At 60.6% G+C, this 17952-nt stretch carries 16 protein-coding genes; 10 read left to right on the forward strand and 6 right to left on the reverse strand.

Features of this window, described 5'->3' with window-relative positions:
* The first annotated feature begins 133 nt into the window (after positions 1 to 133).
* From epmA to HYPGJ_RS07020, 3 genes are all read left to right on the forward strand, one after another.
* The gene (gene epmA / locus HYPGJ_RS07010) at positions 134 to 1183 is read left to right on the forward strand and encodes an EF-P lysine aminoacylase EpmA (RefSeq protein ID WP_046846469.1); all 1050 of its coding nucleotides are present in this window, start codon (positions 134 to 136) and stop codon (positions 1181 to 1183) included.
* A gap of 141 nt (positions 1184 to 1324) precedes the next feature.
* Entirely contained in the window at positions 1325 to 1810 is a 486-nt protein-coding gene (locus HYPGJ_RS07015; RefSeq protein ID WP_046846470.1) for a GFA family protein, read from the forward strand.
* Positions 1807 to 2877, forward strand: a complete 1071-nt coding sequence (locus HYPGJ_RS07020) for a lysine-2,3-aminomutase-like protein (RefSeq protein ID WP_046846471.1) — start codon at positions 1807 to 1809, stop codon at positions 2875 to 2877. Before HYPGJ_RS07015 ends, HYPGJ_RS07020 begins: the two co-directional genes overlap by 4 nt.
* 71 nt (positions 2878 to 2948) lie before the next feature.
* Here HYPGJ_RS07020 and HYPGJ_RS07025 read toward each other — a convergent pair whose 3' ends face one another.
* A complete protein-coding gene (locus HYPGJ_RS07025; RefSeq protein WP_070104059.1) occupies positions 2949 to 3320 on the reverse strand; it encodes a hypothetical protein in 372 nt (123 codons plus the stop codon).
* Positions 3321 to 3548: 228 nt separating this feature from the next.
* Between HYPGJ_RS07025 and HYPGJ_RS07030 the strand changes: the two genes are divergently transcribed.
* The 4 genes from HYPGJ_RS07030 (at position 3549) to HYPGJ_RS07045 (ending at position 7616) form a co-directional block, all read left to right on the forward strand.
* Entirely contained in the window at positions 3549 to 5681 is a 2133-nt protein-coding gene (locus HYPGJ_RS07030) for a molybdopterin oxidoreductase family protein (RefSeq protein WP_046846472.1), read from the forward strand.
* Between the two features lie 220 nt (positions 5682 to 5901).
* Positions 5902 to 6288 carry a DUF3307 domain-containing protein gene (locus HYPGJ_RS07035; RefSeq protein ID WP_046846473.1) on the forward strand — a complete coding sequence of 129 codons (387 nt, stop codon included), beginning with the start codon at positions 5902 to 5904 and terminating at the stop codon, positions 6286 to 6288.
* A 132-nt stretch (positions 6289 to 6420) separates the two neighbouring features.
* Positions 6421 to 6978, forward strand: a complete 558-nt coding sequence (locus HYPGJ_RS07040) for a sigma-70 family RNA polymerase sigma factor (protein WP_083984048.1) — start codon at positions 6421 to 6423, stop codon at positions 6976 to 6978.
* Positions 6975 to 7616: an NrsF family protein gene (locus tag HYPGJ_RS07045; RefSeq protein WP_046846474.1), complete on the forward strand. Its 642-nt coding sequence runs from the start codon at positions 6975 to 6977 to the stop codon at positions 7614 to 7616. Before HYPGJ_RS07040 ends, HYPGJ_RS07045 begins: the two co-directional genes overlap by 4 nt.
* A gap of 92 nt (positions 7617 to 7708) precedes the next feature.
* Here the strand turns inward: HYPGJ_RS07045 and HYPGJ_RS07050 are convergent, their stop codons facing one another.
* The 5 genes from HYPGJ_RS07050 to HYPGJ_RS07070 all read right to left on the reverse strand — a co-directional run bounded on the left by HYPGJ_RS07050 (position 7709) and on the right by HYPGJ_RS07070 (position 13193).
* Positions 7709 to 8995 (reverse strand): FAD-binding oxidoreductase, encoded by a 1287-nt coding sequence (locus tag HYPGJ_RS07050; RefSeq protein ID WP_046846475.1) that lies wholly within the window; start codon positions 8993 to 8995, stop codon positions 7709 to 7711.
* A gap of 55 nt (positions 8996 to 9050) precedes the next feature.
* A complete protein-coding gene (locus HYPGJ_RS07055; RefSeq protein ID WP_046846476.1) occupies positions 9051 to 9875 on the reverse strand; it encodes an ABC transporter permease subunit in 825 nt (274 codons plus the stop codon).
* Positions 9872 to 10777, reverse strand: coding sequence for an ABC transporter permease subunit (locus HYPGJ_RS07060; protein WP_046846477.1), 906 nt, complete (start codon positions 10775 to 10777; stop codon positions 9872 to 9874). The genes HYPGJ_RS07055 and HYPGJ_RS07060 overlap by 4 nt, the downstream gene beginning before the upstream one ends.
* Before the next feature lie 9 nt (positions 10778 to 10786).
* Positions 10787 to 11983: an ABC transporter ATP-binding protein gene (locus HYPGJ_RS07065; RefSeq protein ID WP_046846775.1), complete on the reverse strand. Its 1197-nt coding sequence runs from the start codon at positions 11981 to 11983 to the stop codon at positions 10787 to 10789.
* Positions 11984 to 12080: 97 nt separating this feature from the next.
* On the reverse strand, positions 12081 to 13193 hold the full coding sequence (locus tag HYPGJ_RS07070) for a polyamine ABC transporter substrate-binding protein (protein WP_046846478.1): 1113 nt from the start codon (positions 13191 to 13193) through the stop codon (positions 12081 to 12083).
* Positions 13194 to 13670: 477 nt separating this feature from the next.
* Between HYPGJ_RS07070 and HYPGJ_RS07075 the strand changes: the two genes are divergently transcribed.
* The 3 genes from HYPGJ_RS07075 to HYPGJ_RS07085 all read left to right on the forward strand — a co-directional run bounded on the left by HYPGJ_RS07075 (position 13671) and on the right by HYPGJ_RS07085 (position 17938).
* Positions 13671 to 15071 (forward strand): glutamine synthetase family protein, encoded by a 1401-nt coding sequence (locus HYPGJ_RS07075; RefSeq protein WP_046846479.1) that lies wholly within the window; start codon positions 13671 to 13673, stop codon positions 15069 to 15071.
* A 209-nt stretch (positions 15072 to 15280) separates the two neighbouring features.
* Positions 15281 to 16432 carry a response regulator gene (locus HYPGJ_RS07080; protein WP_046846480.1) on the forward strand — a complete coding sequence of 384 codons (1152 nt, stop codon included), beginning with the start codon at positions 15281 to 15283 and terminating at the stop codon, positions 16430 to 16432.
* 108 nt (positions 16433 to 16540) lie between these two features.
* A complete protein-coding gene (locus tag HYPGJ_RS07085) occupies positions 16541 to 17938 on the forward strand; it encodes a class I SAM-dependent methyltransferase (protein ID WP_046846481.1) in 1398 nt (465 codons plus the stop codon).
* Positions 17939 to 17952: the final 14 nt, after the last annotated feature.

Genomic DNA, 17952 nt, shown 5'->3' on the forward strand with positions numbered 1-17952 from the left:
TCAAAATAGCCGCGTCCGCCGCATTGGCGGCCGGTCGGCGGCAACCCTTCGGGGAATCTGTCGCGTCCTCTTACCTGCTTACCTTTCGGCCGCCAAGTGCGGCAACGGCACCGCGAAAGCCCATTTTTCAGCCATGTCGCAAGCGTCTCCCTGGTGGAATCCCGGCCGGCATTCGGATCGCCGGCCCTTTCTTGTGGCGCGCGGGCGCATCAAGGCAGCGTTAAGAGATTGGTTCACCTCGCAAGGCTTCATTGAGGTCGAACCCGGCTGCCTGCAGGTTTCTCCGGGCAACGAAACCCATCTGCATGCCTTCCGGACCGAACTCGTCGGCACGGATCTGAGGCGCCGCGACCTCTATCTCCATACCTCGCCCGAATTCGCGATGAAGAAGCTGCTGGCCGCCGGCGAGACGAAGATCTTCGCGTTCGCCCCGGTCTTCCGCAACCGCGAGCACGGCAAGCTGCACGCATCCGAATTCACCATGCTCGAATGGTACCGCGCGGGCGAGCCCTACGACACGCTCTGGAGCGACTGCGCATCGATCCTCTATACCGCCGCCCGCGCCTGCGAGCGGATGCAATGGTCGTATCGCGGCAAGCCGTGCGATTTGACCAAAGGCTACGACTGGACGACGCTTTATCAGGCTTTCGTGCAATTCGCGGACATTCCGCTGCACGAAACGATGACCGCGACGTCGGTCGATCGTGATAGGCTCGCCGCGCACGCGCAAGCCCAAGGCATTCGTGTCGCCAACGACGATACGTGGTCGGACATCTTCAGCAAGGTTCTCGTCGAAAAGATCGAGCCGGGGCTCGGAGTCCATCGGCCCGAGATCCTGTGCGAATACCCGATCAACGAGGCTGCGCTCGCCCGCCCTTCGGCACTCGATCCCGCCGTCGCCGAACGCTTCGAGCTCTACGTGTGCGGCGTCGAGCTGGCGAACGGCTTCGGCGAGCTGACCGATGCCGACGAACAACGCCGCCGCTTCGAAACATGGATGGCCGACAAGGCTCGCATCTACGGGGAACGATACCCGATCGATGAAGATTTTCTGAGCGCGCTCGCGGCGATGCCGCCCGCGTCCGGGTGCGCTCTCGGCTTCGACCGGCTTGTGATGCTCGCATCCGGCGCTGAGCGCATCGAACAGGTCATCTGGACGCCGCTGCCCGATAGCGGCACATAGAGCGCAACAATCGCTCCCCTCTCCCCGTCCTTACGGGGAGAGGGTTAGGGTGAGGGGCAGCGGCTTGCTGGGTGATCGCACCCCCTCACTCCAACCCTCTTCCTCTTCAGGAACAGGCGAAAGGGAAGATGGAGACAGGCCATGCCGAACGAAACACATTCCGGCGGCTGCCAGTGCGGCGCCGTTCGCTTTCGCGTCGAAGGAAGCCTGGACGACGCCTCGGTTTGCCATTGCCGGATGTGTCAGAAGGCATTCGGCAATTTCTACGCTCCGCTCGTCTCGATCCGCGACGCCAAGCTCACCTGGACGCGCGGCACGCCGAAAAAATTCCGCTCGTCGAATTTCGCCGAGCGCGGCTTCTGCGCCGAATGCGGCACACCGCTGACCTATGAAGCTCCCGACGGCATCGCACTCGCGGTCGGCGCGTTCGACAACCCGGCGGATATCGCGCCGAAACGGCAATGGGGGATCGAGGGCAAGCTGCCATACGTCGACACGATCGGCGCGCTGCCTTCCCATCACACCCTGGCCGATGCGAATGCCGCACCGTTCTTGCACGACGTGGTGTCATATCAGCATCCCGATCACGACACGGCGCAGTGGCCGGAGCAGCATCCCAAGCGATGACACGCACCCCACGAAAATTGACATCGGTCGACGACCTGATCGCGGCCGAGCTTGCGCCAGATTCCGCGCGCGACGCCTTGAACAAAGTCGGCGCGCGGTACGCCATCTCCGTCACGCCCGCCGTCGCCGATCTTATCGATCCCAACGACACGGCCGATCCCATCGCACGGCAATTCGTGCCCGATGCGCGCGAGCTTGAAACCCGCCCCGCCGAACGCGACGACCCGATCGGCGATCGCATCAAGAGCCCAGCGCCCGGCGTCGTCCATCGTTACCCGGATCGCGTGTTATTGAAGATCGCCAGCGTCTGCCCGGTCTATTGCCGCTTCTGCTTCCGCCGCGAAATGGTCGGCCCTGCCAACGGCGAAACCCTTTCGGCTGATGATCTTACCGCGGCCGTCGCCTACATCCGTGCGACCCCCGCCGTTTGGGAGGTCATCCTGACCGGTGGCGATCCGCTCATTCTGTCACCGCGCCGCATTCGCGAGGTGACGGAGATGCTTTCGGCCATTCCGCATGTGAAAATCCTGCGCTGGCATACGCGTGTGCCGGTCGTCGATCCCGATCGCGTAACGGATGAGTTGATCGCCGCATTGAAAGCCACGCACAAGACCGTGTTCGTCGGTCTTCATACCAATCACGCGCGCGAATTGACGGGGTCGGCGCGCACGGCCGTTGCAAAGCTCGTCGATGCCGGCATTCCGCTCGTCAGCCAGACCGTGCTACTCAAGGGCGTCAACGATGATGCCGACACGCTCGAAAACCTAATGCGCGCTCTCGTCGAACTGCGCGTCAAACCCTACTACTTGCATCATGGCGACCTCGCGCCCGGGACAGCGCACTTCCGCACCACGATCGCGAAAGGCCAGAAGCTGATGCGCGAATTGCGCAAGCGGCTTTCGGGGCTCGCGCTGCCGACGTATGTGCTCGATCTCCCCGGCGCGCACGGCAAGGTGCCGCTGGAATCCTATGCGAGCGTCGAGCCCTCCGGCAGAACACGCCTTCGCGACGCGCACGATCAGGAACACGTCTACGACGACTGCTGCTCCGCACCCGACATCCCCTGACGGCGCGCTGCCTCTATCTCTTCCCCTACAAGCGGAACCGAAGCCAAGCGGCCCAATCACCACTCACTGCTCTAGCTCCGCCGCCATTCGCCAGAAAAGTACTTCGCGGGCGGCTCAACATCGTCCGCAAGATTGAGCGCGTCGACTTCATCGAACCACCTGTCGCGCGCGCTCTCCGGCAGTCGCGTTCCACACCACGGACAGTGGTCGATCAGGAGATACGACGCACTCCCGTCATGGATGATGAGCCCGTATTCATCCATCGCCTCGTTGTAGACGATGAGAGAGTCCGCACATTCGAACGGATCGATGTGCTGATCGCAATCGAACTCGAGGGCCTTCACCATTGCAGCGCAGCAATGCACAGCCGACGTTGATGGCGGCTGCCAGTCCCCGAACGGCATCCACAGAACGCGCCGGTCAGGATAAAGGGCTTTGCTCACGGATCATTCGCTCCACGCACGCAGATCAGCCGGTCCAACCGGCTGATCTCATATGATCAATGCATAGATTATCCCTGAAAAATCAGCAAATTCGGGCGTCCGCTATAGCGGCGGAAATGCCGATCGGAGCAACGATTTTGCTTGGGACTGGCACCGTCTAATGCCAAATTGACGCAAATCAACGCGTAGGATTACCTACGGAACAACGACAAAAATGCGGGAGGAACAATGAACGAACAGCTGAAGCGTGACACCTTTTTCGGGGCGTGTCCGCATGATTGCCCCGACACATGCTCGATGATCTACGAAGTCGTCGAGGGCCGCTTGTCTTACGTGCGCGGGAATAAAGAGCACCCGATGACGCGCGGTGGCCTGTGCGTCAAACTCAAGGACTTCCACGACCATCACGCCAACCCCGACCGCTTGATGTACCCCATGCGGCGGTCTGGGCCGAAAGGCTCTAAGCAGTTCGAACGCATCACCTGGGACGAGGCGATTTCCGAGATCGGCAAGCGCTGGCGCGCGATCATCGCCGAGTATGGCAGCCAGGCGATCATGCCCTACAGTTATTTGGGCAACATGGGTCTCGTGCAGGGCATCAATTCCGGCGACCCGTTTTTCAACAAGCTCGGATCGACGGTCAACGAGAAGACGTTCTGCGCCTCCGGCTCGTCAACCGCATGGCTGCTGACCGTCGGACCCACCGGCGCGGTCGATCCCGAAAGCTTCGTCCATGCGAAATATATCGTGATCTGGGCGTGCAACTCGATCTCGACCAACCTGCATCATTGGCCCTTCGTGCTCGAAGCACAAAAGCGCGGCGCAAAAGTCGTCGTCATCGACTCTTATCGCTCGCGCACGGCGAAGGCTGGCGATTGGCACATCTGCCCCCGCCCCGGCACCGACGGCGCGCTGGCAATGGGCTTCATCAATTCGATCATCGAGCAAGGGCTCGTCGATCAGGATTACGTCGACAAGTACACATACGGCTATCCGGAGCTTAAGGAACGCGCCGCGGAATTCACGCCGGAATATGTCGAGAAAGTCACCGGCGTCAAAGCGGCCGACATCGCCAAATTCGCCCGTGAGTTCGCAACGGCGCAACCGTCCGTCATTCGTCTCGGCGTTGCACTCGAAAGAAGCGTCGGCGGCGGACAAGCCATTCGCGCCGCCTGCTGCCTACCAGCGCTCGTCGGCTCCTGGCGCCATGTCGGCGGCGGACTTCTGCAAATGCCGCTCTGGGATTTCCCGATCGATTGGGCCAAGGCCGCACGCCCCGACTGGATCAAGCCCGGCACGCGCGTCGTCAACAACCTGAAGCTCGGTGCGGCTCTGACCGGCGAGATGCCGCTCGATCCGCCGATCAAAAGCCTGTTCGTGTTCTGCACCAACCCGGTCTCGCAGGCACCCGAGACGAACAAGATCGTCCAGGGTCTGCAGCGCGAGGACCTGTTCACCGTCGTTGCCGAGCATTTCCTGACCGACACGGCGAAATACGCCGACATCGTCCTGCCCGCCGCGATGGCAGGCGAAGCCGAAGACATGATGTGGTCTTGGGGCCATTTCTATATGACCTACAATCAGAAAGCCGTCGAACCTCCCGGCGAATGCAAACCGACGAGCGAAGTCTGGCGTCTGCTCGCCAAGGAAATGGGCTTCGACGATCCCGTCTTCAAAATGACCGACAGCGAGCTGTGCGCGGAATACATCAATTGGTCCGACCCCAAGATGGGCGGCATCGACATGGAGTATTTCAAGAAGCACGGCTTCTATAAGATCGACGTCGGAAACGCCGACACGCGCACACCGCACGCCGAGGGGCACTTCCCGACACCGTCCGGCAAGGTCGAGTTCCTGCTGCACGACGCCAAGAACTTCGTCGCCGGTCCGTTCCGCGCGATGTACGACGGCGAGCAGTCGGGCGAGCCGGTCGATCCATTGCCAGGTTACATCCCGGCACGCGAACGGCCCGAGACCAATCCAGAACGCGCCAAGCTCTATTCGCTGAATATCATCTCACCGAAGAGCCACGCGTTCCTGAATTCCTGCTACGCCAACGAACCGCACAAGATCAAAGCCCAAGGCGATCAGTTCGTGCTGATCTCGCCCGATGACGCGACGCGTCGATCGATCCGTGAAGGCGATCCCGTCCGTGTCTATAATGATCGCGGCGATTTCGAAGGTCTGGCACACGTGACGGACGACGTGCCCACCGGCGTCGTCGTGGCGACGCTCGGATACTGGCGTTCGCTCAACCGATCCGACGGCTCGGTAAACTGTATTTCATCCGACGCCTGGTGCGGACTTGGCCGTGCCCCGACGTTCTCCGACAATCTCGTCGAGGTGCAGCGCGTCAACTGACCGGCACGACGACGAGCACAAACAGAAGCCGTTCCGGGCGACGAATGTTCGCCCGGGACGGCTTTATGTTTTTAAGCTGCCTGTTCCCCAGGTAACAGACGTCCCCAGGACACCTGCGCTAACCAACGCCTTGGCAAAAAAGACGCCGCCCGCTCTTCTGCCGCAGCCGAGCATTTCATAAAAGGATGCCGGAGCGAGGCCGCTTCAGCACTGGATGTCCATGTCCCCCGCGCACGCGGCTCTTGCCGCCATGACGTATCTGCTGGCCAAACACGCCGTCGCGGATTTCTTTCTGCAGACGCAGATGATCTATCGCCAGAAAGGGATTTACGGCGCGCCGGGCGGGCTGCTCCACGCCCTCATCCATATCCTGCTGACGGCGCCGGTCTTCATCCTGTTTCCGGGTGGCAGCGCGGGTCTCGCGGTCGCGCTGCTCGCCGGCGAATTTCTCGTTCATTATCATATCGATTGGGCCAAGGAGCAGATCGTCCACCACTACGGCTGGAAGTTCGCCGACCGGCAATATTGGTGCGCCCTCGGCTTCGACCAGTTTCTTCATGGCCTGACCTACGTCACCCTGCTCTGGATCTGGCTCCCGTCAACCTGAACGAGCAAACGGCCACCTTGCGATTCCCGCTATCTCTCTGCCATATGCAGCGAACCAAACCTGCCGACCGCAAAAAACGCCGCCGCCGTAACGTTTCGGCGTTCTCTGGCGAAACATCCTAAAGGCGCAACCTTGGACCGAAAGGCACGAGACGCGGAGTGGTCGGCGCTGATGCGCGCCGCAATAGCGGGCAATGAACCCGCATACCGCACGTTGCTCGAAGATCTTGCGCGGCTTTTGAGAGGCGCCGTGCGGCGCGGCTTTGCCGGCGTCGGCGTGGCGCGCGACGATGTCGAGGACGTGGTGCAGGACACTTTGCTGGCGATCCACTTGAAGCGACACACCTGGGACGCGGCTATGCCATTGGGTCCCTGGGTGCTCGCAATCGCGCGCAACAAGATGATCGACGATCTGCGTCGTCGCGGCCGGCGCCCGGAGGTCCCGATCGACCTGACGCAATTCGACATCGAAGGCGACGATCAACAGGCCTCGATCGACGCCCAGGATGTTGCGCGCATCCTGAATGGGCTGTCGGATCGCAACCGCGACATCGTCCAGTCGATCAGCATCGACGGGCATTCCGCGCGTGACGTTGCCGACCGCTTGGGGATGACCGAGGTGGCCGTCCGGGTCGCCCTGCATCGTAGCCTGAAGGCGTTGGCCGATACCTACCAAGAGAAGAGCCGATGAAGACCGACGACCTCATCAAAGCCCTGGCGGCCGATGCCAAAAGCGTCGAGCAGCCGATTGCGCGCACGCTCGCGGTCGCTGTCGGCATTGGGGCCCTGCTGTCGCTCGCCGCCTTCCTCGCGACCCTCGGGATGCGCACCGATTTCTCGCAAGCGGCATCGACGTCGATCCGCTTCCTCTTCAAGTTCGTCGTGACGCTGAGCCTCGCTATCCCCGCCTTCCTGCTCGTTCGCGGCTTGTCGCGCCCCGATTTCAAGCTCGACAAGCGACTGTGGTGGCTGGCGCTTGGCCCCGTGTTGCTGATCGGCGGAATTGCACTCGAAATGATCTCGGTGCCGGCCGACGCCTGGCACGCGCGGATGATCGGCCACAACTCGTTCTATTGCATGGTCACGATCCCGCTGCTGTCTTTGGCGCCCTTCGCGGCGATCCTTTATGCCTTGAAGTGCGGGGCTCCGGCGAACCCTGCGATTGCAGGCGCAGTCGGCGGCGTTCTATCGGCAGGGATCGCGGCAACGCTCTATGCCAGCCACTGCACCGACGACAGCCCATTGTTCGTCATGGCCTGGTATCCCTTCGGCTTCGCGCTGATGGCGGCCCTTGGCGCCGTGATCGGCGCGCGCTTCCTGCGCTGGTAGCCGGATACGATCCGCATCTCTCCTCCCTGACGCAGAGCGGTCGGGGGCACGTAAGAGCTCGGCGTTTCCCAACGCAATTTATGGATGCCGCGCTAAAGCAGATCGCGCACGCGGTAATAGAGCATGCCGAGCGCCAGCATCTGATTGCCGAACACGTCGCTGAGCGGCAGTCGCGTATGCCGGATGCGATCGAAGAGATCGAACCTTTCCGTCGCGCCGCAAATCGCGTCCGACACGATCTCCGCTGCGATGTGAGTTGCGTTCACGCCGTGCCCGGAATAGCCCTGCAGAACATAAAGGTTCGGCTCCAGGCGCTCGATCACCGGCACCCGGTTCATGACGATCGCGATCCGCCCGCCCCATGCGAAGTCGATCTTCGCGTCCTTCAGCTGCGGAAAAATCTCGATCATGCGCGGCCGCATCGAGGCGCCGATGTCCTTCGGATCGCGGTTTGAATAGTTGCATCGCCCGCCGAACAGCATCCGCCGATCCGCCGACAAGCGATAATAATCGAGCACGACATTGCTGTCGCAGACGGCGAGATCCTGCGGATTGATCTCGGCGACCATCGCCTCGCTCAGCGGCTCCGTCGCGATGATGTAGCTTCCAGTCGGCAGCATCAGACCGCGAAGCCGCTCCTGACCAAACCGATCGAAGATTTCGCCGCCGATGACAACCGTTCCGGCCTCGACGCGCCCGCGCTCGGTTCTGACGTACGGCTTCGCACCGCCTTCAAGCGCCACCACTGAACTGTCTTCGAAAATCTTGACGCCGAGAACCGCCGCGGCGCGCGCTTCCCCAAGGCAAAGATTGAGCCCGTGCACGTGCCCGCTGCGGCGATCGATGAAGCCGCCGTGATAAATGGACGTGCCGAGCACGCGCGGAAGATCGACAGACTCGACAAGTTCGAGATGATCGCCCTCGCCCTCCTTCACGCGCTCTTCGTAATGCGCGCGCAGACCCGGCATGTGCCGCGGTCGCGCCGCGACCTCCATCCAACCGTGCTTCAGATCGCAGGCGATGCCGTATTTCGCGATGCGCTCTTCGATGATCTCATGCCCGCGATAGCGGATGTCACGGACGAGCTTGGCACCCGCCTTGCCGAGTTGACGCTCGATCGTCGCTTCGCCGCTGATGCCGCCGATCATCTGGCCGCCGTTGCGCCCCGACGCACCCCAGCCAATGCGATTGGCTTCGAGCAGCACGACGGAACGCCCGCGCTCGGCCATCGTCAGCGCCGTCGCGACACCGGAAAAGCCACCGCCGACCACGCACACGTCGGCCTTGAGTGTGCCTTCGAGCGCCGGATAACGTGTCCGGTCGTTCGCGGTCGCCGCGTAATAGGAGTTGATATGATCCTGAGCCGTCACGGCCAGCACGATTACCCTGCTTCGCGCGCGAGCACAAATCGCGCCGGCCGATTATGACACGCCATCAGTCCGACGCACCGAAAGCGATACGCCGCTCGCGCTCCTGACGCTCCGACTGCCGTTTCGTGAAATAGGCGGCGGCGAGCACGCCAACCGTCACAATGCCGATCAGGATCGTCGAGATCGCGTTGATTTCCGGCGTCACGCCGAGCCGCACCTGACTGTAGATTTTCATCGGCAGCGTCGTGGCGCCCGGCCCCGTCGTGAAGCTGGCGACCACGAGATCGTCGAGCGACAGCGTAAACGACAGCAGCCACGCCGAAATCACCGACGGCGCGATGATCGGAAGCGTCACCTGGAAGAACGTATTGACCGGCGTCGCGCCGAGATCCATCGCCGCTTCCTCGACGGACTTGTCGAAATCCTGCAGACGCGCCTGCACCACGACAGCCGCATAGCACATCGTAAACGTGATGTGAGCCAGCGTGATGGTCCAGAACCCACGATCGATGTTGAGCGCGACGAACAGCAGAAGCAGAGACAGGCCGGTGATCACTTCCGGCATGACCAGCGGCGCGAAGATCATGCCCGAAAACAGCGTCCGTCCGGGGAAGCGCCCCATGCGCACCAGAGTGATGGCCGCAAGCGTGCCGAGCACGGTCGCGATCGTCGCCGAGATGAATGCAACGCGGAGGGTGACCCACGCCGCTTCCTTCAGCGCCGTGTTGTCGAGCAGCGACGCATACCACTTGGTCGACCAGCCGCCCCACACCGTAACCAGCTTCGACTCGTTGAAGCTGTAGATGACGAGCAGCAGGATCGGGATGTAGAGGAACGCGAAGCCCAGAGTCAGCGACGTCGCGTTGAACCAAGAGAACCGGTTTTTCATCGGCCCGCCTCCCGCTCGTTCTGTTGCTGCCTCTGGAAGAAGACAATCGGCAAGATCAGCACCAGCAACAGCACCACGGCAACCGCCGACGACAGCGGCCAGTCACGGTTGTTGAAGAACTCGTTCCAGAGCGTGCGCCCGATCATCAGCGTTTCCGACCCGCCGAGGAGATCGGGAATGACGAACTCGCCGACTGCCGGAATGAAGACCAGCAGACTGCCCGCGAGCACGCCAGGCAGCGACAACGGGAAGGTCACCTGCCAGAACGCTTTCCACGGGCGCGAGCCGAGATCTTCCGCGGCTTCGAGCAGCGTCGGGCTGATTTTCTCAAGGCTCGCGTAGAGCGGCAAGATCATGAACGGCAGGTACGAATAGACGATGCCGATGTAGACGGCCGTCGTCGTGTTCAGAATGCTGAGCGGCTCGCTGATAATGCCGAAGTGCATCAGGAACAGGTTAAGCAGCCCCTCCTTCTTCAGAATTCCGATCCAGGCATAGATACGGATCAGGAATGACGTCCAGAACGGCAGGATGACGAGCATCATCAGCGTTGGCTGCCAAGCCTTCGGCGCTCGCGCCATTCCGTAGGCGATCGGATACGCCACCAGCAGCGTCAACAGCGTCGCAATGGTCGCGATCTTGAGGCTCGACCAATACGCGTTGACGTACAGCGGGTCGCTGAAGATGAACTTGTAGTTCTCGAAATCGAGCTTCGACAGGAAGCCGCTGATACCGTCGTTCCAGTTGAACGTCGGCGTGTACGGTGGAATGGCGATGGCCGAATCCGACAGCGACAGCTTGAAGACAATGAAAAACGGAACGAGGAAAAACAGGAACAGCCAGAAATACGGCGCCCCAATCACGTACCATCGTTTGAGGCCGGAGGAGTTCGCGCTTGCCATCTAAAACTCCTACCGCGTCAAAACCACGCCGGCGTCGACAGGCCAGTCGAGCCACACATCTTCTTCCCAATTGATCGTGCGCTCGACGGCGTGCGCCGCATTGGCCCGCAGAGCGGTCACGCGTTCGCCGGGTGCGGTGCGCACATGATAATGGGAGATCGACCCAAGATAGCCGATGTCCTCCACCTTGCCCGGAATGGCGTTGAGCGGACTCGCAGGCTTGTCATGCGCGATGCGGATTTTTTCCGGCCGGAGCGCCAGCCACACTTGCTGCCCGACCGTGACGGACTCGGCGCTGCGCGTCTTGAATTTGTATCCGTCGTTGGCATCGATTTCGACGCAGCCTTCGGAGACGGCCGAAACCTTGCCTTCGAACACGTTCACGTCGCCGATGAAGCCCGCGATGTAGCGCGTCTTCGGATTTTCGTAGATATCGCCCGGCGTCGCGACCTGCACCAACTCGCCCTTGTCCATGACGGCGATGCGGCTTGCGACCGTCATCGCTTCTTCCTGATCGTGCGTCACGATGATGAAGGTCGTGCCCGTCGTTTCCTGAATGCGCATCAGTTCGAACTGCGCCTGTTGGCGAAGCTTCTTGTCGAGCGCGCCCAACGGCTCGTCGAGCAGCACGATGCGGGGCTTCTTCGCGATGGCACGGGCGAGCGCGACGCGCTGCTGCTGGCCGCCTGAAAGCTGGTTCGGCTTGCGCTTGGCAAAGGGACGCAATTCCAGCATCGCCATCGCTTCGTCAACACGTTCGGCGATCTTGTCTTTCGCCATGCCTTCTTGACGGAGGCCGAAGCCGATATTCCCCTCGACCGTCATATGCGGAAACAGCGCGTACGATTGGAACATCATGTTCACCGGTCGCTCGTAAGGCGGCAGGTTCGTGATGTCCTGACCGGCAACGATCGTGCGCCCGTCTGTCGGCCTTTCGAAACCCGCGAGCATCCGCAGCAACGTGCTCTTGCCGCAGCCGGACGGCCCGAGCAGCGCAAAGAATTCGCGCTCGTAGATATCGAGCGTCACATTATTGACGGCGACGAAATCGTCGAATTTTTTGGTGACGTTCTCGAAGCGGACGATGGGTGACTTGCTGGGGTCCTTCCACGGCGCAAACCCGGATTGCGGCGCGGCCGTGCGCGGACCGGCGCGCTGCGGACCGGCGCCTGCCTGCTTGGCGTCTCCGACCGTCCCAACCGTCATGACGAATTCCTTTGAATTGAGATTGTTTCGGCGCGCCGCGGAAAACCGGCGCAATCAAAAGGGCCCGATCATCGATCGAGCCCTGCGTGTCATTTGCCTACTGTCCTGTGACGACTTTCGTCCAGGTTCTCGTCACGACGCGTTGCGTCTTCGGATCGTAAGCCGTCTTGACGAACAGCCGCTTCATCATATCGGGATCGGGGTAGATCGATTTGTCCGATGTGATCGTTTCGTCGATCAGCTTCTGCGAGGCGAGATTTCCGTTCGCGTACGACACATAGTTCGACGCCTTCGCGATCACCTCCGGCCGCATCATGTAGTTCAGGAAAATGAGCGCTTCTTCCGGATGCTTTGCATCGGCAGGAATGGCCATTTCGTCAAACCACATCTGCGCGCCCTGCTTCGGCAGCGAATAGCCGATCTCCTGGCCGTTCTTGGCTTCCTGCGCACGCGTGCGTGCCTGCAGGATATCACCCGAATATCCGACCGCGATGCAGATATCGCCGTTCGCGAGCGCATTGATGTACTCGGACGAATGGAATTTCTGAACGAACGGGCGCACCTTTTCCATCAGCGCTCCGGCCTTCTCGAGGTCTTCCGGCTTGCTGCTGTTGGGATCGAGACCCAGATAGTTGAGCGCCGCCGGTAGAATATCGTCGGGCGCATCGAGCATCATCACGCCGCAATCCTTGAACTTCGCGATGATCTCCGGATTGAACACGAGGTCCCAGGAATCGACGGGCGCATCCGCCATGCGCTCCTTGACCTTGCCGATATTGTAGCCGATGCCGGTGGTGCCCCACATGTAGTTGATCGCGTAGTCGTTGCCCGGATCATAAATGGCGAGCTGCTTCATGATCTCCGGCCACATATTGGCGAGATTGGGCAGCTTGGATTTATCGAGCTTCTGGAAAACACCCGCTGTGATCTGACGCGAAAGAAACGGACCGGTCGGAACGACGACGTCGTACCCACTGCCGCCTGCGAGCAGCTTCGTCTCCAGGACTTCATTGCTGTCATAAACGTCATAGACGACTTTAATGCCGGTTTCCTTGGTGAAATCGGTAAGAATCTGCGGATCGATGTAATCCGACCAATTGAAGATTCTGACTTCCTTGTCCGCTGCCTGAGTGGCCGCTCCGGCGAACAAGGCTGCGAAAGATAAAGCGACACATGCGGCACGCCGAGCCGCTTTCCCGAACGTCAACATCGGTCTTTCTCCACGGACAGGTCTGCCCTAGCCGACCCGCCGCTTGGCCATTCCGCGAGCGGAATGGCGGTGGCGCGTCGCACGGCCTATGCTAAACGCCGACTATTCTGCGCAGGAAAAATGCGAAGCACAACAACCTCCGCGCAGCAAAATGCACATGCCTTTGCCTAATCTGAAGTCACAGTGCGCGCGACATAGGTCGCTCGAAGTGTCAAGCGCATCGGGAAGGAAGACTGTCATATTTTGTCGACGCGCTGCATAGCACCCGGCCTTGAGCTTCCGGCACGTTTATGATGACTATAGAAAATGGACGGCAGGGGCTCCGTTAAGCCTGCCGGCTGTCCTAGTCTTAAGGTCGACAGGACGATGATCCGTGGAGATGCTCCTCTGCGATCCGTACCCTGGCGGCTCGGACGACGCCCGTAATTGACGCCGCTTCGTTCGACACCGTTCCAATCGAAACACCCAGGTGCCATCATGACTGCCCCACTTGGAGGGACACCCAGCGAGGACGGCGAGTTCGGCGTCGGCTCGACGCCCGAGACTCTGCGCCATTGGCTGCGCCAGCATCGCATCGAAGAAATCGATTGCGCGGTTCCCGACATTGCGGGCGTCGCGCGCGGCAAGACGATGCCAGCGGAGAAATTCGTCAAGCTCGACGCGGTGCATCTGCCGATCTCGATCTTTCATCAGACGATCACGGGCGACTACGTCGGCTTCGAGGAAGACGGCCAGCAGCTTTACGCCGAAAGCGATCTGATGATGGTGCCGGATCTTTCGACGATCCGTCCCGCACCGTGGGCGTCGAGTCCGACGGCTCAGGTCATCCACGACGCGCTCTGGCAGAGCGGCGGTCCGGTCGAAATCGCGCCGCGCAATGTGCTGAAACACATCGTCGAGCTTTACGAGAAAGAAGGCTGGCGTCCGGTCGTCGCGCCGGAGCTGGAATTCTATCTCACGAAGACGAACCCCGATCCCGACTATCCGCTCGAACCGCCGACCGGACGATCCGGCAGACCCGGCGCGGGCCGCCAAGCCTACAGCCTTGGCGCGGTCGACGAATACGACAAGATCGTCGACGACATCTATGAATTCGCCGAGCGCCAGTATCTGAAGATCGACACGATCATTCAGGAAGGCGGCGCGGCGCAGCTCGAGATCAACCTGCTGCACGGCGACCCGGTCGATCTTGCCGACCAGGTCTTTCTATTCAAGCGCACGATCCGCGAAGCCGCCTTCACGCACAACTGCTACGCGACGTTCATGGCGAAGCCGCTGGCCAACGAGCCGGGAAGCGCGATGCACGTTCACCAGAGCATCGTGGACATCAAGACCGGCAAGAACATTTTCACGCTCGGCAACGGCGAACCGAGCAAGCTCTTTTTTAACTTCATCGGCGGCCAGCAGACCTACCTGCCGGATGCGATGTGCCTGTTCGCACCGTACGTGAATTCTTATCGTCGCCTCGTGCCGAATGGTGCGGCCCCGATCAATGTCGAATGGGGTTACGACAACCGGTCCGCCGGATTGCGCATTCCGATTTCCCCCGACACCGCACGCCGCGTCGAAAACCGGCTCGCAGGCGCCGACTCGAACCCCTATCTCGCGCTCGCTGCGAGCCTCGCATGCGGCTATCTCGGCATGAAAAACGCGATCGAGCCGCGTGCGGCCGTCGTCGGCAACGCCTATCGCAACGATCGCCAGTTGCCACGCGGTCTGCTGGAATCCCTGACGGCCTTCGAGGAAAGCAACGAGCTTCACGAGGTTCTGGGCAAGCGCTTCTCGCACGTTTATCTGGCGCTGAAGCGCAGCGAGTTCGAGGAATTCATGCGTGTCATCAGCCCGTGGGAACGCGAACACCTGCTCCTGAGCGTCTAAATCCCAACGCCCGGCTTAAGGTGCCAGCCGACAGCTGCGGGTGCGCGGCTGCTCCATCGCGGATCAGCGTGATAGCTTTATTTAATCTTACGGCAGATTACCGACAAATCCCGCCGCAATGACGCATTGTTCCCTATTGCATAGACTCCGATTTAACCGGTCGAGAGTGAACTTGGCTCGCGCATCTAACACGCCGGAAGGCTATTCCGATGAACGTCAAGCATGCAAACGAGGCGGTCCGCGCCGGAACGATCCTGTTCGTCGACGATGAACCCCTCTCCCTCAAGTACTTCAAAGCCTCGGTCGGCAAATACGCGAACGTCGTGACGGCGGACTCGCCGGAAGCCGCGCTGAAGATCCTCGAAACAAAGGGTGACGACATTTCCGTCGTCGTCAGCGACGAGCGCATGCCGCGCGACAGCGGCGTCGCGTTCCTGAGCGACGTCCGCAAATCGTGGCCCTCGACGGTCCGCATCCTGACCAGCGCCTACGCCAACATCGATCTCGAACAGGCCATCAACGGGGCCGCCATCCACCGCTTCGTTCCGAAACCCTGGGACCTGGACGAATTATGCGCCGCAATGAAGGACGCCCTGCACGGCGAAGCCTTCATCAGTGAGGCAGCCGTACCCTCCCTCGGCAACGATCAAAGCACTGATGCTCACAATGCGAGCGTCGAATTGTTGGCCGTTCTTTCGCGAGAACTCTCGCGACCGCTTAAATCGCTCGAATCCGCCGCGACCAGCATCTCGGCGCTCACGGGAATGCAGCCTATTCCCACCTCGCTGCATGGGATGTCGCAGAATTCCAATTGGCCCGCGCGATATCGCGACGGCAAGCTCGCCGCTGCGGCCGACCAGATGCATCGCGATATCGCATATTGCAAAGCTCTCTCCGAGCCGATCACCGCGCTCAGCGAAAGCCTCTCCGACCTGGTCAATATGAAGACCTATTCGATGGCGGAAACGGCCGCCGAGACGCTTGAGAACATCGGCAGGCGTTCGAACCGCAAAATCATCGAACTCGATGCCCGCCACGATTTCCAATACCGCATGCCCAAGCAAGTGGTGGCGTTCGTTTTGTCGTCCCTGCTTCAGAGCGCGACCGAAAGCCTGCACGACGGCCGCTCCGGCATTCGGATCGAGTTCGTCCGCGGGCGCGATCGCAACGAGGTGAGGATCACCTCAGCCGCGGTCGCAAAACATGGCGTTGTCAGCCCCCACAGCGAACGCATCAGCAGAAGCGCACTCTGGGCATTCGGTGGCGAGCTGTTGTTTTCCAGCGACAACAGAAATGGCACGCAAACTGCGTCGATATGCCTTCCGCGCGTGCTCGATGAAGCACCACGAGCAAGCCATTAACAAAACATTAAAAAACGATCTAAACGGGATATTAATCTGACGCCCCAAAACTGGACGATGTGCTAAGCTCGACCGCAGGGTCACATCGACAGGGAATGGGAGCGGACATTGCGTATCGAGAGAGATATCGACCGCACGGTCTCCTTTAAGAGCAGTCAGGGGACGATCGTAAGGGGGACACTCAGCAAGCTTTCCCGACGAAATATCGTCTTCGAGATTTACAATCCTTTCTCACCGATTCAGACGAGCGAAGTGTTGCGCGACCTGTGCGTCCGCCGCGGCAAGAACCTCGTGTATCAAGGCGATGCCGTCGTCACCGGCGTCGTAACGACGAGCATTCTCGTGGTCGTCTCGGCCACCCTGGTCGACAATTGGACGGCTCTCGATACCTTCGATTCAGAACCGACCCTGTTGAGATCGGAAGTCGCTCGTTTCGTCGACGAATGGGAACGCCTCAATAAGCTCGACCCCAATTATCAGCTCAAGGTCGCCGACCTCAGATCATTTTTGAGCGATCTGAGCTTTTGGCTCGATCAGGTCGATCTCGCCGCCGAAGGCGAGCAGGCGACGTCTCCGACACCGCTCGACGCCGCGAAATTCGAGGAGATCAAAGGCCCCGTGATGCCGCGCCTGACGGCGCTGTTCATGGAGCTTGAGGAAGCCTGCCGGCAGCTGGAAGCCGACGAGGTCGAAAACCACAAGCAGCTGGCGCAGCGCGATCTGCTGCCGTTGATGATGGCCTCGCCCTTCTTCAACCGCGTCTATTCCAAGCCGCTCGGCTATGCCGGCGACTACGAGATGGTCAACATGATGTTCCGCAAGGAGCGGGGCGGAAAGACGACCTATGCCCAGATCGTCAATGAGTGGCTCTTGAACGGCGGCCCGCCGCAGGCCCATCGCAATCGCATCTTCCTTCTCGAAAAAATGCTCGAGCAGGCTGCCGACGAGGCCGCCAAAGGCAACAAGTGCCCGCGTATTCTGAATGTCGGCTGCGGCCCGGTACAGGAACTCCAGCTTTTCATTTCGAAAAACAAATCGGCGCACCGTTTCTCGTTCGATCTGCTCGACTTCAACGCCGAGACGCTGGCCTACGCCAAGCGGCAGATCGAGGCGATCACCGCGGGACGGGCCGAAGCCCCGAAGATCACGTACATCCTCAAATCGGTGCAGGACCTTCTGCGGCAAGCCATCGAAATGCCGGCGAACTCACCGACGTATGACATCGTCTACTGCGCGGGCCTGTTCGACTACCTTTCGGATCGCGTCTGCGCCAAGCTCGTCAAGCTTTTCTACGAGTGGTGCGAACCGGGCGGTCGTGTGATCGTCACAAATGTTCATTCGTCAAACCCTGTGAAAGGTTTGATGGAGCATATTATGGAATGGCATCTGGTGATGCGGGACGAGTCAGATATGTTGCGCCTGGCGCCCGACCCGAATGCGGCAAAAATTTATACGGACGATACCGGCATTAACGTCTTTTTGGAGATCGTTAAGCCAATAGCTTAGGCTTATGGAAGAGA

The sequence above is a fragment of the Hyphomicrobium sp. GJ21 genome (genome assembly GCF_001006785.1).
Taxonomy (GTDB): domain Bacteria; phylum Pseudomonadota; class Alphaproteobacteria; order Rhizobiales; family Hyphomicrobiaceae; genus Hyphomicrobium_B.